This is a genomic window from Gammaproteobacteria bacterium (assembly GCA_030949385.1).
Taxonomy (GTDB): Bacteria; Pseudomonadota; Gammaproteobacteria; order JAUZRS01; family JAUZRS01; genus JAUZRS01.
Genome location: JAUZSP010000004.1, coordinates 32,933 through 55,008 on the forward strand (window position 1 = coordinate 32,933; position 22,076 = coordinate 55,008).

23 protein-coding genes and 2 pseudogenes are annotated in these 22,076 nt (G+C 52.9%); 12 read left to right on the forward strand and 13 right to left on the reverse strand.

What is annotated here, in order from left to right:
- The first annotated feature begins 152 nt into the window (after window positions 1-152).
- The 9 genes and pseudogenes from Q9O24_06655 (at window position 153) to Q9O24_06695 (ending at window position 6,173) form a co-directional block, all read left to right on the forward strand.
- Window positions 153-626 (forward strand): phosphotransferase, encoded by a 474-nt coding sequence (locus Q9O24_06655; protein ID MDQ7074829.1) that lies wholly within the window; start codon window positions 153-155, stop codon window positions 624-626.
- On the forward strand, window positions 616-867 hold the full coding sequence (locus tag Q9O24_06660; GenBank protein ID MDQ7074830.1) for a phosphotransferase: 252 nt from the start codon (window positions 616-618) through the stop codon (window positions 865-867). Before Q9O24_06655 ends, Q9O24_06660 begins: the two co-directional genes overlap by 11 nt.
- A 4-nt stretch (window positions 868-871) precedes the next feature.
- Window positions 872-1,147, forward strand: a complete 276-nt coding sequence (locus tag Q9O24_06665) for a hypothetical protein (GenBank protein MDQ7074831.1) — start codon at window positions 872-874, stop codon at window positions 1,145-1,147.
- Window positions 1,144-1,818, forward strand: coding sequence for a nucleotidyltransferase family protein (locus Q9O24_06670; protein MDQ7074832.1), 675 nt, complete (start codon window positions 1,144-1,146; stop codon window positions 1,816-1,818). The genes Q9O24_06665 and Q9O24_06670 overlap by 4 nt, the downstream gene beginning before the upstream one ends.
- Complete coding sequence (locus Q9O24_06675) at window positions 1,818-3,542, forward strand: polyamine aminopropyltransferase (protein MDQ7074833.1); 1,725 nt, start codon at window positions 1,818-1,820, stop codon at window positions 3,540-3,542. The genes Q9O24_06670 and Q9O24_06675 overlap by 1 nt, the downstream gene beginning before the upstream one ends.
- Before the next feature lie 156 nt (window positions 3,543-3,698).
- Window positions 3,699-4,253 (forward strand): annotated as a pseudogene (locus Q9O24_06680) (outer membrane beta-barrel protein).
- Between the two features lie 126 nt (window positions 4,254-4,379).
- Window positions 4,380-4,799: a DUF2170 family protein gene (locus tag Q9O24_06685; protein ID MDQ7074834.1), complete on the forward strand. Its 420-nt coding sequence runs from the start codon at window positions 4,380-4,382 to the stop codon at window positions 4,797-4,799.
- 9 nt (window positions 4,800-4,808) lie between these two features.
- Entirely contained in the window at window positions 4,809-5,507 is a 699-nt protein-coding gene (locus Q9O24_06690; GenBank protein ID MDQ7074835.1) for a PspA/IM30 family protein, read from the forward strand.
- A 3-nt stretch (window positions 5,508-5,510) separates the two neighbouring features.
- A complete protein-coding gene (locus tag Q9O24_06695; protein MDQ7074836.1) occupies window positions 5,511-6,173 on the forward strand; it encodes a hypothetical protein in 663 nt (220 codons plus the stop codon).
- Here Q9O24_06695 and Q9O24_06700 read toward each other — a convergent pair.
- Genes Q9O24_06700 through Q9O24_06750 form a run of 11 tightly spaced genes read right to left on the reverse strand, consistent with a single transcriptional unit; the run spans window position 6,170 to window position 18,483 of the window.
- Entirely contained in the window at window positions 6,170-7,915 is a 1,746-nt protein-coding gene (locus tag Q9O24_06700; protein MDQ7074837.1) for a methyl-accepting chemotaxis protein, read from the reverse strand. The genes Q9O24_06695 and Q9O24_06700 overlap by 4 nt on opposite strands.
- 1 nt (window position 7,916) lies before the next feature.
- On the reverse strand, window positions 7,917-8,285 hold the full coding sequence (locus tag Q9O24_06705) for a response regulator (GenBank protein MDQ7074838.1): 369 nt from the start codon (window positions 8,283-8,285) through the stop codon (window positions 7,917-7,919).
- A gap of 21 nt (window positions 8,286-8,306) precedes the next feature.
- A complete protein-coding gene (locus tag Q9O24_06710) occupies window positions 8,307-9,074 on the reverse strand; it encodes a ParA family protein (protein ID MDQ7074839.1) in 768 nt (255 codons plus the stop codon).
- Complete coding sequence (locus Q9O24_06715; protein ID MDQ7074840.1) at window positions 9,067-9,306, reverse strand: hypothetical protein; 240 nt, start codon at window positions 9,304-9,306, stop codon at window positions 9,067-9,069. Before Q9O24_06715 ends, Q9O24_06710 begins: the two co-directional genes overlap by 8 nt.
- Window positions 9,297-11,972, reverse strand: a complete 2,676-nt coding sequence (locus Q9O24_06720) for a chemotaxis protein CheA (protein ID MDQ7074841.1) — start codon at window positions 11,970-11,972, stop codon at window positions 9,297-9,299. The genes Q9O24_06715 and Q9O24_06720 overlap by 10 nt, the downstream gene beginning before the upstream one ends.
- Before the next feature lie 2 nt (window positions 11,973-11,974).
- Entirely contained in the window at window positions 11,975-12,343 is a 369-nt protein-coding gene (locus Q9O24_06725) for a response regulator (GenBank protein MDQ7074842.1), read from the reverse strand.
- 15 nt (window positions 12,344-12,358) lie between these two features.
- Window positions 12,359-13,219 carry a protein-glutamate O-methyltransferase CheR gene (locus tag Q9O24_06730; GenBank protein MDQ7074843.1) on the reverse strand — a complete coding sequence of 287 codons (861 nt, stop codon included), beginning with the start codon at window positions 13,217-13,219 and terminating at the stop codon, window positions 12,359-12,361.
- 2 nt (window positions 13,220-13,221) lie between these two features.
- The gene (locus Q9O24_06735; GenBank protein ID MDQ7074844.1) at window positions 13,222-13,839 is read right to left on the reverse strand and encodes a HEAT repeat domain-containing protein; all 618 of its coding nucleotides are present in this window, start codon (window positions 13,837-13,839) and stop codon (window positions 13,222-13,224) included.
- Between the two features lie 17 nt (window positions 13,840-13,856).
- Window positions 13,857-14,948, reverse strand: coding sequence for a chemotaxis response regulator protein-glutamate methylesterase (locus tag Q9O24_06740; protein MDQ7074845.1), 1,092 nt, complete (start codon window positions 14,946-14,948; stop codon window positions 13,857-13,859).
- A gap of 27 nt (window positions 14,949-14,975) precedes the next feature.
- The gene (locus Q9O24_06745; GenBank protein ID MDQ7074846.1) at window positions 14,976-16,538 is read right to left on the reverse strand and encodes a chemotaxis protein CheW; all 1,563 of its coding nucleotides are present in this window, start codon (window positions 16,536-16,538) and stop codon (window positions 14,976-14,978) included.
- Window positions 16,539-16,572: 34 nt separating this feature from the next.
- A complete protein-coding gene (locus tag Q9O24_06750) occupies window positions 16,573-18,483 on the reverse strand; it encodes a methyl-accepting chemotaxis protein (GenBank protein ID MDQ7074847.1) in 1,911 nt (636 codons plus the stop codon).
- Window positions 18,484-18,628: 145 nt separating this feature from the next.
- Between Q9O24_06750 and folD the strand changes: the two genes are divergently transcribed.
- Complete coding sequence (gene folD, locus Q9O24_06755; GenBank protein MDQ7074848.1) at window positions 18,629-19,480, forward strand: bifunctional methylenetetrahydrofolate dehydrogenase/methenyltetrahydrofolate cyclohydrolase FolD; 852 nt, start codon at window positions 18,629-18,631, stop codon at window positions 19,478-19,480.
- On the forward strand, window positions 19,477-20,160 hold the full coding sequence (locus tag Q9O24_06760; GenBank protein MDQ7074849.1) for a phosphatase PAP2 family protein: 684 nt from the start codon (window positions 19,477-19,479) through the stop codon (window positions 20,158-20,160). The genes folD and Q9O24_06760 overlap by 4 nt, the downstream gene beginning before the upstream one ends.
- A 240-nt stretch (window positions 20,161-20,400) precedes the next feature.
- Here Q9O24_06760 and Q9O24_06765 read toward each other — a convergent pair whose 3' ends face one another.
- Window positions 20,401-20,748 (reverse strand): AAA family ATPase, encoded by a 348-nt coding sequence (locus tag Q9O24_06765; GenBank protein ID MDQ7074850.1) that lies wholly within the window; start codon window positions 20,746-20,748, stop codon window positions 20,401-20,403.
- Window positions 20,745-20,915 carry a hypothetical protein gene (locus tag Q9O24_06770; protein MDQ7074851.1) on the reverse strand — a complete coding sequence of 57 codons (171 nt, stop codon included), beginning with the start codon at window positions 20,913-20,915 and terminating at the stop codon, window positions 20,745-20,747. The genes Q9O24_06765 and Q9O24_06770 overlap by 4 nt, the downstream gene beginning before the upstream one ends.
- 120 nt (window positions 20,916-21,035) lie before the next feature.
- Here Q9O24_06770 and Q9O24_06775 point away from each other — a divergent pair.
- Window positions 21,036-22,069 (forward strand): annotated as a pseudogene (locus Q9O24_06775) (coproporphyrinogen III oxidase).
- Window positions 22,070-22,076: the final 7 nt, after the last annotated feature.

Consider the following 22,076-nt stretch of genomic DNA (forward strand, 5'->3'; position numbering starts at 1 on the left):
GCACTACTCCTCAAAGGGAAAAATTGCTGGCAAGCTTAGACCCAGCCTAAGGGGGTATGCAAGCCGTAAACCTTGGATTTTTTGCGACAGACCGCTACTATTCCGCATTCGCTGTGGAAAGCCACAGCCCTTTTTCAGCAAAGAAGAGACCTATGCCAACCGACAGCCGCCTACAACAACTGCAACAATGGATCAGCGAAGTTAAACCCGAGCAACAAGGCACTCTGCAACCCGCCTCCAGCGACGCCAGTTTTCGGCGCTATTTTCGCCTACAAACGGGTTCTGGCAGCCTCATTGCGATGGATGCACCACCGGAAAAAGAGCACAGCCAGCCCTTTGTGGAAATCGCCCAACTGCTGGAAAGTGAAGGCCTACACGTCCCTCACATTGAAGCGCATGATCTCAAACAAGGGTTTATGCTGCTCAGTGACTTAGGTTCAGAACCTTACTTGAACAAACTGGATGAGAGCAACGTAGATCGTCTCTATGGCGACGCAATGGAAGCACTGCAAGTGTTGCAAATCTGCACCCCACACGAAACACTGCCCGCCTACGATGCTCCCCTGCTGCATCGAGAGATGCAGCTGTTTGTCGATTGGTTCTTAGAAAAAAGAGTTGGCGCTTGAATTAGATCAAGGCGCTAAAACCCTCATCCAACAAACCTTTGAACAACTCAGCGAAAGCGCCCTACAACAACCGCGCTGTTTTGTTCACCGCGATTTTCACTCCCGCAACTTGATGTTCAATAAAAAACACAACCCTGGCATCATCGACTTTCAAGATGCGGTCAGTGGCCCCGATCACCTACGATCTGGTTTCACTGTTAAAAGATTGTTACGTCCGCTGGCCACGAGATCAGGTCATTGATTGGGTGAAAAATTTCCAAAAACAGTGGTTTCACAGCAGCGGCATTGAACTGCCCCGCGAACAGTATCTGCGCTGGTTTGACCTGATGGGAATGCAGCGCCACCTAAAAGCCATTGGCATATTTGCCCGTCTCAAGCAACGCGACGGCAAACCGAGCTACCTTCAGGATATTCCGCGTACCTTTGCTTACATTATCGAGGTCTGCGAGATCTATCCCGAATTACAGAGTTTTGCCCAATTGATGCACGAGCTGAACGTTGCAGAAAAACTCGCCCAATGAGAGCGATGATTCTGGCCGCCGGACGAGGGGAGCGAATGCGCCCGCTCACCAACCACACACCAAAACCGCTGCTCAAAGTGGGCGGCAAAACCCTGATCGAATACCATCTACTCGCGCTAAAACAGGCCGCTGTCCAACAGGTCGTGATCAATCTGGCACATCTCGGCAGCCAAATCCAAACCGCCCTTGGTGACGGCTCTGCTTACGGTTTAGAGATTCACTACAGCGACGAAGGCAGCGCCGCACTGGAGACCGCAGGCGGGATTAAAAAAGCCCTACCACTGCTGGGTGACACACCCTTTTTGGTCATTAATGGCGACATCTGGTGCAATGCCCCACTGCACGATTTACAGCTCCCCTCTGGAAAATTAGCCCACCTACTGATGGTCAATAACCCCAAACACAACCCCAAGGGTGATTTTTATTTGCACGACGGTTTGCTGCACAACGAACAACGGGGCGGTGAAAAACTCACCTTCAGCGGCATCGGTCTCTACCACCCCAGACTATTCCAAAATCTGCCAGCGGGTGCCGCTCCCTTGGCACCACTGTTACGAGAAGCAATGAAAATAGAACAGGTCAGCGCTGAACACCATCGTGGCGAGTGGCTCGACATCGGCACTCCTGCCCGCCTGCATGAGTTAGATCAACGCCTGCAACAACAGCGCTGATGCCTGCTTCCAAACCCAAATCCCTGCTGCTGTACGATCTGGCCATCTTCTCCATTATGATGGTGCTGGCGGGATGCGGCCTGATCTACGAATACCTACTTTCCCACTACGCAGGGCGCGTACTGGGCAGCGTTGAAAGCGCCATCTACGCCATCATCGGCATTATGATCGTCTCTATGGGTCTCGGTGCGTTTGCGGCGCGTTTGGTAAAAAACCCCTTCAGCGGTTTTGCTTGGCTGGAGCTGATCGTAGCCCTGCTCGGCTCTTCAGCGGTGCTGATCATCGCCCTGCTGTTTGCCTTTAGCACCCGCCTGCCACAAATTTTATCTGAGACTTTTGCTCTGCCACCGGATCTGCTCCTAGATGGAGGGCTGATGCAGTTCAGCGAACAGGTCGCCGCCATCAGCCCCTATTTGATGGCCGCTCTGTTGGGCTTTTTGATCGGCATGGAAATTCCACTGATGGCGCGGGTGCGCCAAGCCCTCTACAGCCAACACCTGACCCACAACACCGGCTCCATCTACGGTATGGATTACCTTGGTGCGGGCATCGGTGCTGCGCTCTGGGTCGGTTTGATGCTAACGATGGAGATCTCCTACGCTGCGGCTCTGACCGCCAGTGCCAACTTGATCATGGGTCTGCTGTTTCTGTTTATCTTCCGCCAACACATCGCCTCACGCCTGCCCCTGCTGCTGGCACACGGCTTAACCGCCCTGCTGGTGTTGAGCATCGCTCTGTTTGGCGATCAATGGAACGCTCAAATGGAGGAGATGCTCTATCGGGACAAAGTGGTCTATCGCCTCAACACCCATCATCAACGCCTCACCATTACCGAACGCCACATCGGTGCCAATCAACCTGCGGTACTGACCTTCTACATCAACGGTCGTACCCAGTTTGCCAGCAACGACGAGCACCTCTACCACGCCCTGCTCACCGCACCGGCACTGGCGGCATCAGCACGTCAGGAGCGCATCCTGATCATCGGTGGCGGCGACGGTTTGGCGCTGCGAGACGTGCTGCGCTGGCAGCCTCAACACGTAACGCTGCTGGATCTCGACCCCACTCTGGTGCGGCTCTTCTCCGCACCTTTGATCATTCAAGGCAAACAGGTCAATCAACGCCTACTGGCAATGAACCACAACGCCTTTGCCGATCCACGCGTGACTGTACAGTTCGGTGATGCCTTTTTAAACGTCGATGATCTGATCCAGCAGCAGCGCACGTTTGACAGCATCATTGTGGATCTGCCCGACCCCAGCCACCCCGATCTGAACAAACTCTACTCCAGCCGCTTTTATCACAAACTCAACTTGCTGCTGGCGGGAGACGGTGCAATGGTGGTGCAATCCACCTCACCCTACCACGCACGCAAGACTTTTTTGAGCATTGGCAAGACCATTAAACACGCCGGTTTCAAACACGTTCAAGCCTATCACCACAACATTCCCTCCTTTGGTGAGTGGGGTTGGCACATTGCCAGCAAAGAGGGCAGCTCCGCCAAGCGCCGCTTGCAACAACTCAAACAACTGCCTATTGATGACGGCTGGAGCAGCCGGGCAGCACTGCTGGCCACCTTTGAGTTTGGGCGTTATTTCTTCGATGACTTAGAGCAGATCAAAATTAATCGTCTTGGCTCAATGCAAGCCTATCAATACCATCAACAGGACTGGCAGCAAGAACAGGGCGTTTATCACCTCAATAAAGGGCGCTCATATCCTTAAAAATTCTTAAAAATAGGCTCAAAAACTGGACTTTCAACCAGATTTTTCGATATATTGACAAAGGATTTAGCGCCTTTTATCCACGTAAGTCCCGCCCCTGTCGCAACAATTATTGGAATTTTTAGATGAAAAAAACAGACTGCTCTCGCCCTCGGCCTACTTTTAGCCTCTACAGCTGCCTCAGCTGATGCTCCCTTTTTCACTGCATCTTTTGAGGTCGGTGGAGATACCCTAGCCGAACTGACTGATGGCACCGAACTCACCGCTGGCGGCGATTTTTATCTTGCACTGGGTTACGAAGTATCCATTCCTAACTCAGAGAGCCTCTCCGTTCTAAGCAGTATCGGTTGGAAATACGGCAGTTTGGTCGCCTCTGACGGCGATGCCGACCTCACCCGTTTTCCGCTGGAACTCATTATTCAGAGCAGCGTCAGCGATAAAGTCAAACTGGGCGCCGGTCTCAGCTACCACCTCTCACCAAATTACAATGAAACCAGCCCAGGCATTGCTGCTCTAACCGTTGACTTCGATAACGCCCTTGGTTTTGTGCTGCAAGGCGGTTACAGCTTATCCAAACAAGCCTCCATCGGTGCTCGTTTTACTGCCATTGACTACACAATCAACACCGTTTCCATCAATGGCAGTAACTTCAATATCAACGACAGCATTGATGCGAGCAGCTTTGGCCTGTTTTACCATCAGAGCTTCTAGCGCCTCGCTCCCTCGCCAAGGCTTTTTTCTGAATATCGGCACTTTATTCTTGAAATGCAGGTCATACCCCCCATATCGTTTACAGTACCTGCTTTTTTTCAGGGTCTTTTCAATCAGGAGTTATTAATGAGCAACGATGCACTGGCTAATTTCGCCGCAGAATTGGACGGTCATTTGACCGAAGAAGGGATGAAACTCTCCGCGAACATGAGGGATCACGACGGAGCGCATGTGATCCAAGTGGAGATTGAAGATCGGGAAGAATTCCCCATTTTTATCAGCCTCGACAGCGAACAACTGCTCTGCACCTGCTACCTCTGGCACGACAATGAGGTCAACAACGAGCGGCGTTGCGACATGCTCGATGCCATGACCACCCTCAACCTGCCCATGCCCCTCTCCTCCTTTGGCAAAGTGGGTGATCAATATTTAATCTTTGGTGCCATGAGCGCCAAACCAACGCTGGACGATCTGATTCATGAAATCTGCGTGCTGAGCGACAACAGCCTAAACGCCATCGAAACCTTGCAAGATTACCTGAACTAGGAGTTCACCATGAGCATTTGGAACAAGCTGATTACCGCTGTACGCGGCGGTGCAACGGAAGTGGGTGAAGCGATTGTGGACACCCAAGCCCTGCGTATTTTGGATCAAGAGATGCGTGATGCACGCAAACATCTGGATCAAGCCAAACAGAGTCTGACCGGCGTGATGGCAGAAAAAATGGGCGTGGATCGCAAGGTCAAACAGCTCGCCGCCTCGGTGACCGAACACGAAGGGTACGCCATCAAAGCGATGGAGAGCGGCAACGATGCCTTGGCGCTGGAAGTGGCCGAAAAAATCGCTGAAATCAGTGAAGAGCTGGATGCTCAACAAAAATTGCTCGACGGTTACAACAGCAACGTCAGCCAACTGAAAAAAACCATCGCCGAAACCGAGCGCAACGTGCGCGCGATGGAACGAGAAGTCTCCATCGTCAAAACCACCGAAGCGGTCAACAAAGCCAACTCAGCAGCAGCGGCCAAATTCTCCGGCAGCAACTCCTCCATGCGTTCGGCCACCGATTCACTGGAACGCATCAAAGCCAAACAGCAAAAACGCCAAGACCAAATGCAGGCGGCGATGGAGCTGCAAAACGAAGGCAGCGGTGCCGATTTGAGCGCCAAACTGAAAGAAGCGGGCATTGTCAGTGGCGCAGCTTCCGGCAACTCCATTTTGGAACGCCTAAAAGCCAAGCAACAAGCCGGTGGCTAATCCATGAGTTTTTTTAAAAACATCTTCAACTCCGAGCCGGATCCCGTTCCGGCTCGCCGTCTAGAAGATCCAAAGAATCTGCAAGTCGGCGACATTGCTAAATTCGGTTTTGCCGCCCAAGCTGCGATCAGCAATCAATCGTTTGTCATTGAAGACGTTCACAGCTACGACTTGGGCGGCGAGCAGAAACGCAAAACCGTCTTCACCACCGAAAACAGCGACGGCGTTTTGCTGCGTTTGGCGGTGATTCATGAACGCCATCAAGAGCGACTGGAAATCGCCATTCCTCTGCTGCCCGACGATGTGCAGCAGGTATTTAATATTGATGCTTTTGTGGATTTATTGGATCCCGACAGCGGCACTCATCACGTTCTGGAACGCATCGCCGACGTGGCGGATCTAGAGGGCTGGACAGCGCCGGTTTATCGCCAAGAACAGGGACACAACGCCTATTTTTACGACCGAGATTATCGCGGCCTGTCACTGCCCGAAGACGCTGACGAAGGCACCGCTTTTAGTTACTACTTGCTGGTAAGTGACAACCGCGAGTACGCGCTGGAGGTACAGGTGTTTGATGGCGGTCAAACGGAGGTCTATCTGCTGGTCTATTTGGCCGTAGAAAAAATCGAGGAGTTGTGGCCTGCTAAAGTGGAGGTTAAGGTTTAAAACAGCTCAATCGCCGGTAACTCTGGGGCGGCAGGTTTATTCACGTTTTGGCCATTGGCTTTATCATGGATCAAACGTTGATCCGCCATGTAATAGCCTTCATACAATTCATCTAAGTTCAGCGTATCCAGCTCATAAAACGCCTCTCTGTCCAAAATGGCTTTGGGCACAGCGGCAATGTGCTTATCAATCAACTCGTGTGCCGCTTTAATCTGTTCCAAACGTTGGCGAGTGATGTCTTGAAACTGCACCCGCGCAAAGGCTTCCACGGTCAAGTTGGTAATCTGATCCACACTCTCTGAAGTGCTGCGAAACACCGCTTGATTCAACTGCTCCAACTCATCGTACATGCTGGCCATGCTGCTCAAATCCGTCACAAAACCGTTCAACTGCTGCCGCTCGGCTTCGATTCGAGCGGGGTCTAAAATCTGTTTCATCTGCTGGTCGGCAATCTGGATCACTTTTTCAATGCCCACATCAATGTGGCTCGCCGCCTCTTCCGACTGCTCTGAGAGACGGCGCACTTCACCGGCCACCACGGCAAACCCTTTGCCTGCCTGTCCTGCTCGTGCCGCTTCAATGGAGGCGTTCAGCGCCAAGATATTGGTCTGAAACGCGATGTCTTTTACCATGCCGGTTAAGTTGCTGAGCTTGGCAATCTCTTTTAATACCGCCTCAATCTGCTGCGAATGGCTCACGTTTTCCTCTTTTCGTTGCGCCACGTACGCTGTTAACTCACGTACATTGTTGTGAATGCTCTCCACCCGATTCTGATCATTACCTGCCAGCGTGGCTGAATGTGAGATGGCCTGTTGCACTTCGCTTACTGAATTATCCGCTGCGGTTTCAATGGCCTGAATCTTCTCCATCAGATCCAACGCCGCCTCTTCGGTCAACTGCGCCACACCGTCCAACTGCGAATCAAGAATGTGATGAAACTCCTCCACCTGTTTGTGCGTACCCAGCATCTGCGCCACCACATCGAGCGCGTAATCCAACCCTTGCGCCTGCACCGCCTCAATTTGCACCGCCATATCCAGCGACACCTTCGGCTCCTCTTCTGGCTGCATGACCCGCACAAAGGCCAACAACGCCTGCTGACTGGCATCTACGTTTTGCAGAGCAAATTGGGTGATTTTAGCCCATGCTTGATTCTGTTTGACCTGCATGTCTGCCGATGCCACCGTTTCGCTATCAAGAGACGCTTCTAACCCCTTCTTGGATTCCTGCTCTAATTCGATCCCAATGGCCTCTGCTTGCACTTCACACCATGTGATCACATCATTCACATCTTGTTGTTGAGTGGCAGACCAAACAAACGCTTCTCCCGCTGCCACCTGATTCAACTTCTGCTGCAACTGAGCCTGAAATTGACCCACTTTTTGCTGACAAAAAGCCAAATGAGCCAATAATAAAGTTGAACCACGCACACTTTTTTGACACACTTTTTTCACCTGCTGAGAGACTCGATTCTGATACACATCCGCCGCCATTCGGTTCTGTATTTGCGATTTTTTTAATTCAAATAAAAACAGACACCCAAGCACCAAAACCGCACTCAATGAGGCCAACAGGGGCTGATAATAAGTGTCTTTAAATGCAGGCAGCAGCGCGGAGAGCAATAAAAACAGCACAAATACCGCAACAAAAGAAAACAGACCCACAAAAAAATAATATCTCTTCGGACAATCCATTGCCTTGCGTGATAACGCAGGCAAAATCAACTCCGTTCGATCTCGCATATCACGCTCCTGGTAACACCTGCTTAACCACCTGAGTCAACTGTTCCGGTGCCACGGGTTTGACCAACCAACCCATCGCACCCGCCTGCTTGGCCTCGTCTCTTTTTGACTGCTGCGACTCCGTGGTCAACATCAAAATCGGCTTAAAACGCATTGCCGCCGTTTTTTTCGACGCTTTGATAAACGTAATGCCGTCCATACCCGGCATATTCAGATCAGTAATCACCAAATCCGGTTTAAAACCCTCTATTTTTTCCAGCGCCTGTTGGCCACTGCTGGCCGTCAAAACCTCAAATCCCGCACGGCTTAAAATGCCTTTCATGCTCATCAATAACGTTGTTGAATCGTCCACCAGCATAATTTTTTTCATCGTTTTCACCTCACATTAGGCCTAAAAAAGAATCTCCAACTCCTCCACCATCAAACCATAATCCATCGCGCCTGAACTGCGCGGCGCGTAAGAAAAAATCGGTTCACCTGCTTCAAACGCCTCTGCTAATTTAATGTTATTGCGAATGCCCCGCAAAATCCGTTCACGGCCAAACTGCTGCCCCAGATCCGCCAACACCCGCTGCTGCAATTTCAACTTACGATCCAACATAATCGGCAGCAGACCCAACAATCTCAAGTCAGGGTTGTGCAGTGTGGCCACCTTATAAAACAGCTTCGCCAATTGACGCACCCCCACCGCCGACAAATGATGCGGCACAAAAGGCACTAAAACCCCCTGCGCTGCCACCAACGCACTGATTAAAAGCGAATCCATCGTCGGTGGCGTATCTAGCACAATGCGATCAAAGGCCACCGCCACCGCCTCACTGTTCAAGGCCTGCTTCAACAGCGATACCGGCAACTCCTGCGCGCAAAAATCCGTATTCGCCGGAGCCAAACAGAGGTTGCGAATCGGCGTTAACTGCACCACATCCATCAAGGCCAACTCCGGTTGGTGCAGCAACTGATGCACATGCTCCTCCGCTCGCCGCGCCGCCCGACACCCCACCCCAATCGCCGCATGGCCTTGGCTGTCAAGATCAATCAGCAACACCCGATGCCCTTGTCGGCTCCACTCAGCAGCCAAATTGACCGCCGTGGTGGTTTTACCCGAACCGCCTTTGCGGTTGCTCACCGCCAAAGTAAAGGGCTGTTGCCACTCAGCCATCCAAAACCGCCGCTTGCAGCCATTGAGTCAACTTCGCGTCATCAGGCCACACCGACACCGAAATTCGATTCGCCATCATCACCTGCAACACCGCGCTGTGTGGGTGCTGCAAGGTTTTTAAATTCAATTTGCCATTGGGGTTGGCCAACAGCCACTCCCACAAGGGTTCAGCCTCTTCAATACTGCAAAAATCACTCAGTTTCGCCACGGTTTTTTTATAACTTATCGACATGCCAACAGCTCCGGTGTGTTCAAAACCAACAGCACCCGCCCATCGCCCAGCAACGTCGCACCCGAGTAGCAGGGGTAATGCGCCATCACCCCCTCCAAGGATTTTTGGATAATATCAATGCCTTCATGAAATTCATCGATCACCAGCGCCACCTCCTCTTTTCCCAACATCATCACCAATACGGCAATCTCCTCAGGAGGCTGTGCCCGTGCGGGCAACTGCAACAACGCCCGCAGTGAAAAGAGCGGAATCAAACGCTCTCGCAACACCAACGCCTCGCTCTGTTTGATCCGTTGCACCGCTTCACGCGGCACCCGCACCGTCTCCACGATGTTCTCCATTGAGATGCCATAACTTTGCCCCGCCACCTCGATCATCATCACCCGCGTGACCGCCATCGACAGCGGCAGACTCAAGCGCACCGTGCTGCCCTGCCCCAATTCGCTGCTCACCTCAACGCTGCCACCGGCAGCCTGAATTACCGAGCGCACCACATCCATACCGACACCGCGCCCAGAAAGATCCGACACCGCCTCCGCCGTGGACAGCCCCGCCGAAAAAATCAGCTGCAACGCCTCATGGTCGCTGATGTTGTCCAAACTCTGCTCATCCAGCAGACCGTTTTGGTAGGCTTTTTTCTTGATCTTTTCTGGATCAATACCCCGCCCGTCATCACTGATTTCAATCACCACCTGATCATCTTGACCCAGCGCACGCAAGATGATCGTACCGCTGGCAGGCTTGCCCGCCGCTCGGCGCTCCTCTGCACTCTCCAGTCCGTGATCCAGGCTGTTACGCACCAGATGAATCAGCGGATCGGCCAGATTTTCCACCACGTTTTTATCCGCTTCGGTCTCTTCGCCCTCCACCTTCAGCTCCACCTGTTTGCCCAACTTGCGCGACAGATCGCGTACCAGCCGTGGAAACCGCTGAAACACGGTGGAGATCGGCACCATGCGAATTTGCATCATCGCCCCTTGCAATTCCTCAGAGAGACGATTGATCACCGTATATTGACTCTTAATCTCTTTTGCCAGCTGACGCACACCAAAATGCTCTTCGGCGCGCTTGGCCAAAAACGGCAGCGCATTTTTAGCCACCACCAGCTCGCCCACCAGATCCATCAACGCATCAATGCGCTGCTGATCCACCTTCAAGGTTTTGCTCACCACCTCCTTCTCATGACGACGCTCTGCCTGACGCCGATCCGCTTTGCGCTGTTCCACAGGCGCTGGCAACACAGACAACGAGGGCGATGATTTCGCTGGAGCGGCCTTCGCTGGCCTATTTTCAAGCTCATCTTCAGGCTCATCAGCCGATAAATTTAGCCCTTGTAAAAAACCCAACAACGGTTTGAGAGATCGCTCAGCTTGGGCTTGATCACGCACCCGACAGACCGGCTCCACAGGCAGTGACAACAGCCGCATAACGTTACCCACCACCGTAGACACCGACGCAATGCGTCCCAGCAACGCTTCATCAGAACAAGGCAAAGCCAAAATATGCTGCTGCGTCTGCAACGCCTGCTCGGAGGCTTTTTTCTGTGCCACCGATATTTTCGATACTTCTTCATCCCACTGCGTTGAAGGTGCTACAACAGCCACCGCTTCCGGCCACGTCAACTCCTGTTGAGTCATTGAGACCAACAAAAAACGGAACAGCTCCACCGTCTGACACCCCTGATTCAGCAACAAGCGCAACCAACGCAACACCGACGTTTGGCGTAACTCCGCTCCGCTCAACTCCAACAGAGGCCGAATCAATTCAGCCAGACGCGACCAATCTTCCGCCATTACCACCGCTGGAGCCTGTTGCAAAAACAGCTCAAACGGCTCTTCATCACCCCACTCACCGCTAACAAAAACCAACTCTGACAGCGCCAAGACGCTCACATTCACCTGCTCAAGTTGGTAGCGAAAATAATCTTTCAGCTCATCCTCAGTTGCCACACTGAGCGCATAAAAACTCAAGTTGCATTGATACAGATCACGCTCTTTAAGCGGCAACCAAGGGGCTTGCGTTGTCACGCCAAACCAGAGCAGATGCGGTGCATTTTGCACCGTGTGCAGCGGGTCTTCTCCAGAAAAAAAAGCATCCTCTGCCGGAACATATTCAAGCGCAAGCAAGGTTGTATCAGCCGCGTAGTAGCGCCCGAAGAGATCCGCACGCTGCTTTTCTTCAAGCGCAGACAACCACGAAGGCGACTCGCTCGGCAGCGATAAAAGAGGCTCTGGCTCTGCAAGATCCAGAGCCGAGCTTAACGCTTCATCAGCCTCAGTGCTGGGGGGTGAGATCAAGCTTAACTCTTGACTCAGATTCTGGCTGATGGCCATCGCATCCCCCCCCAAGCTGCCCTCATCCTCCAATTCATCCAACCAGATAGCAACCTGATCCATCACCTCCAAAAACAGGTCGATGTGTTCCGCTCTCAAGCTCACCTCACCCGCACGCACCCGATCCAAAAGATCCTCCGCCACATGCACCACCTTGGTAAAATACGGCATCTCAAACAGACCCGACGAACCTTTAATGGTGTGAACGGCACGAAACAGATCGTCTAACAACGCACGGTTATCGGGGTTTTTCTCCAGCTCCAAAAAACAGCGGCCTGCGGTCTCCAAATTCTCCCGCGACTCCGACAAAAAACAGGCCAGCAAAGAATCCATGCTTACGCTCCTCCCGCCAGCAAGGTGGCGTAGGTCTGCAACTCAGCCACATCCGCCGGTTTCACCACATAAAAATTAGCGCCACTCAAATACGCTTTTTCCCGATCCTGCTCCGACTCTTCGGTGCTGATCATAATCACCGGTGTGGCGGCCAAACTTGGCTCTTGGCGCATCGCCTCCACCAAGCGATAGCCGTCCATCTTGGGCATATTTACATCCACCAAAAAGAGATCAAAATGCTCGCTCAAACCTCGCTCCAGCGCCTCAATGCCGTTTTCGGCCTCCCCCACCTCAAACCCCAAGGTCTCCATCAACTGGCGGTGATAAAGGCGCACCGTCAGCGCATCGTCCACAATTAGAATTTTTTTCATGCTCAATGACACTCCCTAGCAAAGCGGTTTTTGGTAGGCCAACGCCTTGGAAAATTTACGCACCGAAAACAGCGATGAGATGCGGCTCATGGATTCCGAATGCCCCAAAAAAATAAACCCACCCGGATTCAAAGCGTCATAAAACAGCTCTGCCGCCTGCCGACGTGAAGCATCATCAAAATAGATCAGCAAATTTCGACAGAAAATCAGATCAAAGTTTCGATAGCGGCGCATCTGACTGGCGTCGTTCAGATTCGCTTGGGTAAATTGAATCGACTCTCGCAGTTCACGATCAATCTGAAAACGATCCCCTGGCAACGGTTTAAAATGCCGTTTTAACAGCGCCTTTGGCAGTTGTTTCACCGACCGCTGGCTATAAATTCCTTTACGACAACTTTGCAATATTTTGCTGTCGATGTCCGAGGAACAGATCTCCACATCCACCTTCGCCAACAGAGGCCAATGCTCCAACAGATACAGCGCAATGGAATAAGGCTCCTCCCCACTGCTGGAGGGCAGAGACCAAATACGGATACTCTCACCAGGCGATTTGTGGCGCACCACCTCGTTCAGCAGCTCATCCACCATGCACTTAAACTGATACTCTTCACGAAAAAAGTAAGTCTCGTTCACCGTCATGCTGTTGATCAGCTCTTGCAGCTCATCCCGTGAAGCCTGAAAACGCATAAAAGTAAAATAGCTGCGAAAGCTCTCATGCCCCGTCTGCTGCATCCGCTCCAACAGCCGCTTATCGACAAAATAACGTTTGTTATTTTCAAACCGAATGCCCGTTTTACGATAAAAAAAATCCCGAAAACGCTCAAACTCCACATCGCTAATGGTGCCGTCACGCTCTGCCACCGACGCTGCCAACATAACTAAACCTCCTCGATTCGACGACAGGCCAGATCCACTGCAAAGGCCAAATACGCCTCCTTCGGGAAACGCTGCTTAATCGCCATCAGCTCCGGCACCATCTCCGCCCGCCCCACCTCAGCCAAACGATCCACCGCCGTGCTCACCACATTGATGTGGGTCTCATCTTTAAGCACCGACAACAGCCATTCGGGCGCTTGTGGGTGCGCCAACTGCTGCAAAATATCAATGGCAAAAATACGCACATCCGAATACCGATCATTGAGCAGCTCCAACATGTGCAACGCCACCCCTTCGGGCATGGTCTGCAACACCTCAATGGCACCGTTACGCAACACCGCATCCTCCGAACGCAGCAAGGTAATCAAGCCCGCCACTACCGGCTCACCGCCAATCTGTTGTAACGCTCCCAACAACGCCTCACGCACCGCGTGTTCAGGCTCACTCGTCAAGGCATTCAACAAGTCCGTCACCGCCTGCGGATACGCCGACAGCTCCCGCACCGCGTCGCGGCGCTTAAGGGCCGACTCCGAAGCCAACGCCAGCAGCAGCGTTTCGTAACCGCGCTCCAAAACCACGGTTTCCTGCTCATCTTCTACCGCTCTTTTTCTCAGTCCCATCGCCTCATCTCCTTCAGCTACGCCATTCGACGCTGTTTTTGCTCACTGGGCATTTCCTCTGCCCAACGAATCAACTGCGCGGCAATTTTATCGCAGGGCAAAACCAACTCCGCTCCGCCACGCTCGACCAATTCACGAGGCATACCGTAAACCACCGCCGTCTGCTCCGACTCTGCAATGGTGCGCGCACCCTGTTTATGCAACTGAGTCATCGCCTCCGCTCCATCGCTGCCCATACCGGTCAACTGCACCGCAATCACCTGTTTGGGATCACAGGTCTGTTGCAGAGATTGAGCCAGATACTCCACACTGGGGTGCCAAAGAAACTCCGCCCGCTCCGGTGTCAGGCACGCCATCAAACGCCCTGAACGCCGAATCACTTTCATATCGGCATTGCCCTTAGCGATCAGTACCGTACCCGCTTGCAGTGGGGTGGGTTTATCCAGCTCCTGTATTTGCAGGGGCGATAATTTATTCAAACGCTCGGCAAACAGGCGGGTGAAACTGGCAGGCATGTGTTGCGCCACCAAAATGGGCAACGGAAAATCCGCCGGTAACGCGCAGATCACCTCTTCCAAGGTGCGCGGCCCTCCCGTTGACACACCGATCAACACCACCCCTTCGGCAGCCTGCCCAGCCACAGGTGGTGGACGTTGCAAAACAGGACGACTCTTAACAGGCATAGAGGGGCGTTTCTGCACCGAACGAGGCCTTGAAAGTCGCGCCATAGAGGCCGCTTTCACCTTGCTCAACAGCTCTTTTTTCACCTCTCGCAGATTGACCGACACCGTGCCGCCTGGTTTGGCCAGATAATCCACCGCCCCCAGTTCCAAGGCCTCAAAAGTAGCCAGCGCGCCTTTTTCCGTCAAAGAGGAGACCATCACCACCGGTCTGGGACACTGCTGCATAATCAAACTCAAGCAGGTCATGCCGTCCATCACCGGCATATTCAGGTCCAACGTCACCACGGCAGGGTCAAAGGTCTCAATTTTGCTCAAACCCTCTTCTCCGTTGCGAGCGATCTGCACCTCGTAACCGCCCTGTTGCAACATTTCGCTTAACTGGCGACGCATCAATGCGGAATCATCAATCACCAAGACTCGTTTCATCTCATTGCTCCTTTGTCAGCCAGAAGATCAACACAATTCAACCTCCTCATCGCTCAATAATTCAGCGGCAGACAACACCTGAATCATGCGCTGCTCTTTTTTCAAGTTAATCACCCGTCCCATAATGCGCGCCTGATCCTCCGACAGCGGCGGAGCCGTCTCAATCTGAGAGCGAGGCAGGCGCAACACCTCTGCCACCGAATCCACAATAAAGCCCGTGCGACTGCCCTTGAGGCTAAAAACGATGATGCGCTGCCGTTCACTGCGCTCCATCTTCGTCATCTCAAACCGGCTGCGCATGTCCAGTACGGGCAACACTGTGCCGCGCAGATTCACCATGCCCTCAATGGCCGCTGCCGTTTTCGGCACTTTATCCAGCGTCTCTGGCACACGGGTGATCTCTTGAATGTCATCAATGGTCACGCCGTACTCCTGCTTACCGAGCAGAAACACCACCAACTGCTCTATGTCATCGTCATTTTCAAGCACCGCTTCCTCCTCATTTTCAAGCGTCTCTTGTGCCTCATCACCGGCACTCTCTTCGAGGGCCGCCTGCACGCTGGGCAGAGCAAAAAGAGACTCCGCTCGCAACACCGATACCAGACGTTTACCCCCATCAAGCCGACAGATAGAGGCGATTTCCGCCCCTTCTGCATCGTCATTTAACAGAGCGGGCATTGCGTCTTGCAGCGATTTTTCCACCCGCAGAACTTCTTTCACATCGTCCACCACCAAACCGACAGAGGCTTTTTTGCCCTGTGCGTTTTTCAAGCTGATCACCAAAATGCGGCTCTCATCGTTGCTGCCTTCCACTTCGGAAAAGTCCAGCAAACAGCGTAAGCTCACCAAGGGCAACAGCCGACCGCGCAGATCCATCAAACCCACCACATGGCTATCGCTGCGCGGCACACTGGAAATCTGCTCTGGCAGACGCACAATCTCCTCCACCTCCAGCAAATTGAAGGCGTACTCTTGATCCTCCAAGGTAAAACTCACCAATTGATCGGTCTCTTCTTCCGCCTCACGAGCAACGGCAATGGCGGCCTCCCGTTCGCTCTCATCGGACTCCGCCAAGGCCAATACGGCGCTGAACTCTTGCTCGATCAACTGCGCCACATTCAGCAACTGGATCAAGGCATCGCCGCTGTCGCCTTTGATCACCCCCGCCAACAGATCCGCACCGATGTTCTGCTGCATCTGCTCGTTGAGATCAATGGTGTCGGCTTCCACCTGCATCACCCGCGCAACTTTATCCACCACCAACCCCACGGGCGCACCCAGATCCGTGACAATCACTCGGCTGGCATCGTTGTATTCCCGCGTCGGCAAATCCAACATCTGGCGTAGATCTAAAATTGGCAGCACGCTGCCGCGCAAATTGGCCAGCCCCAACAACGCTTTGGGGGTCAGTGGCACCGCCACCGTCTCGGGCAACCGAATGATCTCCAAGACCGTGTTCATCGGAAAGGCAAACACCTCCTCCCCCACCTGAAAACTGACGTATTGATTTCTCTCTTCTAATGCCTCGTCTTCAGCTTCAGATTGACGCTCTGCCAGCGCCTCTGGGTCATTTTCTACTGCCAATGCCATCGCCATACCTTTGCCCTCGCTTGAATCAAATGCACTACGAACTTTGCAACTCATCGGCAATCGAGGCGATCTCTTCGGTGGCTACCGCCAATTCTGTGGCACCTTGGGATTGTTGACGCGCTGCCGTAGACGCTTCTTCCGCGTTGCTGCTGGCTTGTTCGGCTGCGGCTGCGATCTGCTCCATATCCCTCTTAATTTCACCAACGGCTTTAAAAACATTCTCTGAAACCGCTTTCAACTGGCTGCTAACAGTCAAAATCTGTCCCACCCCTTCTTCTGTCGTCACTAAATCAGCAACCGTCTGAGTAGCACGCTCCACATCCTTCACCGTATTGTTTGCCACTTCGGTTAAATCCAAGCGCACCTTAGATGCTTGCTCCTGAATTGCCTTCACCTGATCTTTAATCTGATCCACATTATCGGAAGCATCGTCGGCCAAGCTCTGAATATCCGAAGAGACTACGGCAAAGCCTTTGCCGTATTCGCCTGCGCGCGCCGCTTCCACCGCGCCATTAACCGCCAACATGCCGGTTTTAATCGAGACCGTGGCAATGGCATCGGTAACCTTGTCGATCAAACGCGCCAACTGCCCCACCTCTTCGATACTCTGCAAATTTTTACTGCCCGATTGCATCGACTGGTTTAACCCCTCCGTCATATCTACAATGCTCTCTTTATTTACCTTTAAGAGTTCTTGAATAATTTCACATCGGCGCAGCGTCTCATCACTGCTGGCATTCGCCCCCTCCATGCCTTGTTCGATTTCAGCAATGCCCGACACCGCTTGCTCGATGGCGCTGGCGCTCTGTTCTGCACCCTGACTGATCTGATCAATGGCGGTGCCAATTTGGGTTGCAGAGCGATTGATCTCCTCAATGGAAGAGGAAAGCTCTTCGGCACTGGCGGCCACCTCTTCGGCACTTTTAGCAATATCAGTGCTGTTTTTTAACTCATCGGAAATCACCTCCAGTCCTTGTGCTGCCTGCTCTGATTCACCCAGCGCCTGCGCCTGCTGCTCCAGTGAAACCACCACCTCTTCCGCCGCACTGGCCTGCTCTTGAGCGGCGGTGGCAATGGTGTCGGAGGATTTTTGCACGACTAAAGAAGATCGATTCACATCACTGGCCAGTGATTCCAAGGTTTGCGACCCCTTATAGATTCCCTCCACCTCCGATTTTATCTCCCCCAGCTGAACCGTGATCACCTCACCTTTTGCCACTTCTTCCAGTGCCGTTTTGCTCGCCTGCGTAACCGAATCCCCCACACTGCGCGCCCGTTCTTTAATCACCTCAATCTGCTTAGAAATTCCCAAGGCATTTTTTTCCGCCGTCTCGGCCAGAGTGCGTACCGTGTCCGCCACCACCGCAAAACCTTTGCCGTGTTTGCCCGCCCGCCCCGCTTCAATGGCGGCATTGAGCGCCAACAAATTGGTCTGATCTGCAATTCGCATCACCTGACGCACCGACTCATTGATGCTAACCACTTGTTTTTCCATCTCGGCCACAGCGGCCACAGAACTTTTTTGTCGTTCTGATGAGGTGCGGACGTTCTCCACCAAATTAATCACCGATGCAGCGGTACGTTTCACCAATGCCTGTATTGCCACCGTGCGATTGGCCATCGCTTCTGCCAAGGCGGTCTGCTCCTTAATTTTCGTGCTAATTTTAGTGATCGAAAACAGGCTCTGCTCACAGGCACCACTGGCCTGTTCCGCTCCAGCGGAAATTTCACCCACCGCAATCGACAACTGATCTCGCGCACTGGCCGCTTGCGTCACCCCACTGGCCAACTCCGTGGCAGCGGCAGAGATGCGCTCCGCCGCCTGCTGCTGCTTGGCCATCGTCCGTGCGTGGCGACGCTGCTCATCCGCACCGCGTTTCACGCGCAGATCCACAGCACCGCCCTCATCACCACCGTGTTGCCGAGCCATATTTTTTAAAGCCATTTCACTCTCCTGACGAAATTAGGAACCACCTAATAGCCTCTCCGCAATATGCAAGCCACCTTAGATTAAAAATGAATCTAATTACGCTTGTCACCATTAAAGCGCGCATGAGAGAATCCCGCCCCACTGAGAAAGGGGTCAACAGATGGCAGCACAGATTATCGACGGCAAACAGATTGCCCAAGAGGTTCGTCACGGGGTCAAAGAACAGGTCAGCCACCGCTTAGCCGCTGGAATGCGCGCGCCCGGTTTGGCGGTGGTGCTGGTGGGCAGCGACCCCGCCTCTGAGGTTTATGTCAAACACAAACGCCGTGACTGCGAAGAAGTGGGCTTCAACTCCTACGCCCACGATCTGCCCCACAGCACCAGCCAACGGGAACTGCTGGAGCTGATCCAAACCCTCAATAACGACAACAACGTTGACGGTATTTTGGTGCAACTGCCCCTACCCGAACACATCGACGGCAACCGCGTTATTGGACAGATCAACCCCAATAAAGACGTGGATGGCTTTCATCCCCACAACATCGGCCTGCTGGCCTTACGAATGCCACAGCTGCGCCCCTGCACCCCGTGGGGCATCATCAAGCTGCTCAACAGCGTAGGAGAGACTTACAAAGGCCGTCATGCGGTGGTCGTCGGTGCCTCCAATATCGTTGGTCGCCCGATGGTGATGGAACTGCTGATTGCCGGCGCCACCGTCACCGTCTGTCACCGTTTTAGCCACGACACCGCCAACCACATCAAACGCGCCGACATCGTCATTGCCGCTGCGGGCAAACCGGGCTTGGTCAAAGGCGATTGGATCAAAGAGGGCGCAACGGTGATTGATGTGGGTATCAACCGCACCGACGAGGGTCGTTTAGTGGGGGATGTAGAGTATGAAATCGCCGCACAACGTGCCGCTTACATCACCCCTGTTCCCGGCGGAGTCGGCCCTATGACCCGTGCCATGCTGCTGGAAAACACCCTGCAAGCCGCTGTGATGCGCGAGTGAAGCCGCGCTTGCTGCTGAAAACGCAGTGGCCAATTATCGCCCTGCTGTTTGTCAGTGCGCTGTTTGTGCTGTTTCCTCAGCTGGATTTGATCAGCGGTGGCTGGTTTTATGACCCTGAAACGAAACGTTTTCCCCTTCTCGGCCAGCCTGTCGTAGAGATCCCTTATGATTGGGTTCCCCTTATCGGACGCGGCATTCTCATCCTGCTGCTGCTCACCTTTGCCCTCAGTTTTCGACCCATTTGGCGACATTGGCGTAAAACGACTCTGTTTCTCTTCTTCTGTCTGCTGGTGGGGCCGGGTCTGATCGTCAACGCACTGTTTAAAGAAAACTGGGCGCGAGCACGCCCCTATGAAGTAACTCAATTCAATGGCGCGATGCAGTTCACTCGTGCGTGGCAGATCACCGACCAATGCCCCTACAACTGTTCCTTTGTCAGCGGTCACGCCTCGGCTGCGTTTGTGCTGATGGCTCCGGCGTTTCTGTTTGTTGGCTGGCGGCGCAAAACTTGGTTTGCCATTGGCTTGGGGATGGGCGCGTACATCGGCTGGGTGCGTATGGCACAGGGAGGGCATTTTCTCAGCGATGTGATTCTGGCCGGTTTTGCGGTTTATTTTGGCTGTAAGTTGGTTTATTGGTTGATGTATCAAATGCCTTGGCGACGGGATAAATCTAATTAACTGATGTTACGCAGTGAGTGAGAAACTAAGAGAATTTCAACCCACGTCATTCTCGCGTAGGCGAGAATCCACATGAATCTATGACAAGACCCTATGGATTCCCGCCTTCTCGGGAATGACGAGCGAAAAATAAACCTCCCCTAACCCAGAACCTCTCTTCCACTGAAGAAGGAAAATTAGGTCGTGTTGTTTGAATAACCTTTAAGGTAGATACCATCGGTTCTTATTCAGCGCGCAACATCAGTGATTCAATAAATCGAGCAAACCCTGTTTTGCCTGCTGCTGCTTTTCTGGCGAGGCGTGATCTAACTTGATTCGATTCAGGTCAATCCCAAACGCATCTTTCAGCACATCCACCATTGCCGCTTTGTTTGGTGCTGAAATCAATTGACTGCGAACCACGCCATCGGCATCCCGTTTCAGTTGATACGCCTCACCCTCTTCCAGTTGAGAGATCACAATGGGTGAATGAGTCGTGATATAAAACGTGGTATTGGGGAACAGTTTTTTCAGCAAAGGAATAATGTTTGCCTGCCACGTCAGATGCAAATGGCTTTCAATCTCATCAATTAAGACTATGCCCTTCACATTTTGCAACTGAGTTTCAACAGAGTCTGAAACAGAGACTCCAAGGTTTTGGTTTTACCAATACCATTGCTGCCAATCAACGTGTAAACACGCTGCTCCGGCTGAAAATCCAGCTCAACATCGCCCACCCCTTTCACCGCCTCAAACCTAATCTTTGCTCCCAGCATCACTCATTCCCCAATCATCACAGATGAAATGCAGCCTAGCCCAAAACCCAGAGGATAAAAAGGCTTGAACCCAACGCCATTGCTCGGCATAGTAGCCCCACTTTTAAAAAGGGCTTTGATATGACTCGCACCTACGCCACCTCCTCCAGCGCAGATCATGCACTCGCACTGGTTACCGCACTGCAACAACGCTTCGTCACTGGGCTGGAAGCCCTCACCTGTGGGGGCAAACAACAGACCTTTAACGCCGTCGAATGGCTGCGCGAAGACGGACAATTTGGCGGCGGTGAACGTTATGAAAGCGCCGATGGCGCGCTGTTTGGCCGAGGTTCGGTTAATGTCTCGCAGATTCATTACGATGATCTCCCCGAGAAAAAACTCGCCTCCGCCACCGCCCTCTCCACCATCATTCATCCCCAGCACCCATTGGCTCCTTCGGTACACATTCACCTCAGCTGGACAGAAATGAAAGACGGTCACGGTTACTGGCGTTTGATGGCTGATTTGAACCCCTCCAACCCCATCGAAGCAGATAAGATCGCCTTCCTCGCCGCACTCAAAACCGCTGCACCCGAGCAGTACGATTCGGCACTGACGCAAGGCGACGGCTATTTTGAGATTCCGGTGTTAAAACGGCATCGCGGCGTAGCGCATTTTTATCTGGAGAACCACAACAGCGGCGATGCGACAGCGGATCTTGCCTTGGCCATGCGCGTGGGTGAAGCCGCCATTGACGGCTATCTGGCTATTTTGAAGCCGCATTTTGAGCACCCCATGCCAGCCAGCGCCGAACAAAAAGCAGCACAATTGGCCTATCACAGCCTCTACTTTTTTCAGGTCTTGACCTTGGATCGTGGCACCACCACCGGCCTGTTGATCCACAATCAAAACGACGTCGGCATTATGGGTTCGCTGCCCGCTTACGTTGATCGTCAGCTTTTGAGTTCATGGGTCAGCCGCATGACCTCGCCACAAGATGAGTTATTAACGGGGTTAATTGACGTGTTGCCAGAAACCTCGCCCAGTTTGGTCGATGAGGCGGTTAAGGAAAAATTAGCCGAGGTGGTACGCAGACACTACAAAACCACCCTGAGGCGATTGCCATGCAGGCGGCGGGGGCGGTGATTCCGGCCACGGTTAAGAATCACGGTTAAACAATCA

Excerpts from the sequence above, each read along its gene's own strand:
- Q9O24_06700 (MDQ7074837.1), bottom strand. The coding sequence starts at position 7,915 with ATGCGAGATCGAACGGAGTTGATTTTGCCTGCGTTATCACGCAAGGCA.
- Q9O24_06720 (MDQ7074841.1), bottom strand. The coding sequence starts at position 11,972 with ATGGATTCTTTGCTGGCCTGTTTTTTGTCGGAGTCGCGGGAGAATTTG.
- Q9O24_06710 (MDQ7074839.1), bottom strand. The coding sequence starts at position 9,074 with ATGGCTGAGTGGCAACAGCCCTTTACTTTGGCGGTGAGCAACCGCAAA.
- Q9O24_06745 (MDQ7074846.1), bottom strand. The coding sequence starts at position 16,538 with ATGGCATTGGCAGTAGAAAATGACCCAGAGGCGCTGGCAGAGCGTCAA.
- folD (MDQ7074848.1), top strand. The coding sequence starts at position 18,629 with ATGGCAGCACAGATTATCGACGGCAAACAGATTGCCCAAGAGGTTCGT.
- Q9O24_06690 (MDQ7074835.1), top strand. The coding sequence starts at position 4,809 with ATGAGCATTTGGAACAAGCTGATTACCGCTGTACGCGGCGGTGCAACG.
- Q9O24_06685 (MDQ7074834.1), top strand. The coding sequence starts at position 4,380 with ATGAGCAACGATGCACTGGCTAATTTCGCCGCAGAATTGGACGGTCAT.
- Q9O24_06750 (MDQ7074847.1), bottom strand. The coding sequence starts at position 18,483 with ATGGCTTTAAAAAATATGGCTCGGCAACACGGTGGTGATGAGGGCGGT.
- Q9O24_06695 (MDQ7074836.1), top strand. The coding sequence starts at position 5,511 with ATGAGTTTTTTTAAAAACATCTTCAACTCCGAGCCGGATCCCGTTCCG.
- Q9O24_06655 (MDQ7074829.1), top strand. The coding sequence starts at position 153 with ATGCCAACCGACAGCCGCCTACAACAACTGCAACAATGGATCAGCGAA.
- Q9O24_06670 (MDQ7074832.1), top strand. The coding sequence starts at position 1,144 with ATGAGAGCGATGATTCTGGCCGCCGGACGAGGGGAGCGAATGCGCCCG.
- Q9O24_06675 (MDQ7074833.1), top strand. The coding sequence starts at position 1,818 with ATGCCTGCTTCCAAACCCAAATCCCTGCTGCTGTACGATCTGGCCATC.
- Q9O24_06715 (MDQ7074840.1), bottom strand. The coding sequence starts at position 9,306 with ATGTCGATAAGTTATAAAAAAACCGTGGCGAAACTGAGTGATTTTTGC.
- Q9O24_06770 (MDQ7074851.1), bottom strand. The coding sequence starts at position 20,915 with ATGCTGGGAGCAAAGATTAGGTTTGAGGCGGTGAAAGGGGTGGGCGAT.
- Q9O24_06730 (MDQ7074843.1), bottom strand. The coding sequence starts at position 13,219 with ATGTTGGCAGCGTCGGTGGCAGAGCGTGACGGCACCATTAGCGATGTG.
- Q9O24_06705 (MDQ7074838.1), bottom strand. The coding sequence starts at position 8,285 with ATGAAAAAAATTATGCTGGTGGACGATTCAACAACGTTATTGATGAGC.
- Q9O24_06740 (MDQ7074845.1), bottom strand. The coding sequence starts at position 14,948 with ATGAAACGAGTCTTGGTGATTGATGATTCCGCATTGATGCGTCGCCAG.
- Q9O24_06725 (MDQ7074842.1), bottom strand. The coding sequence starts at position 12,343 with ATGAAAAAAATTCTAATTGTGGACGATGCGCTGACGGTGCGCCTTTAT.
- Q9O24_06735 (MDQ7074844.1), bottom strand. The coding sequence starts at position 13,839 with ATGGGACTGAGAAAAAGAGCGGTAGAAGATGAGCAGGAAACCGTGGTT.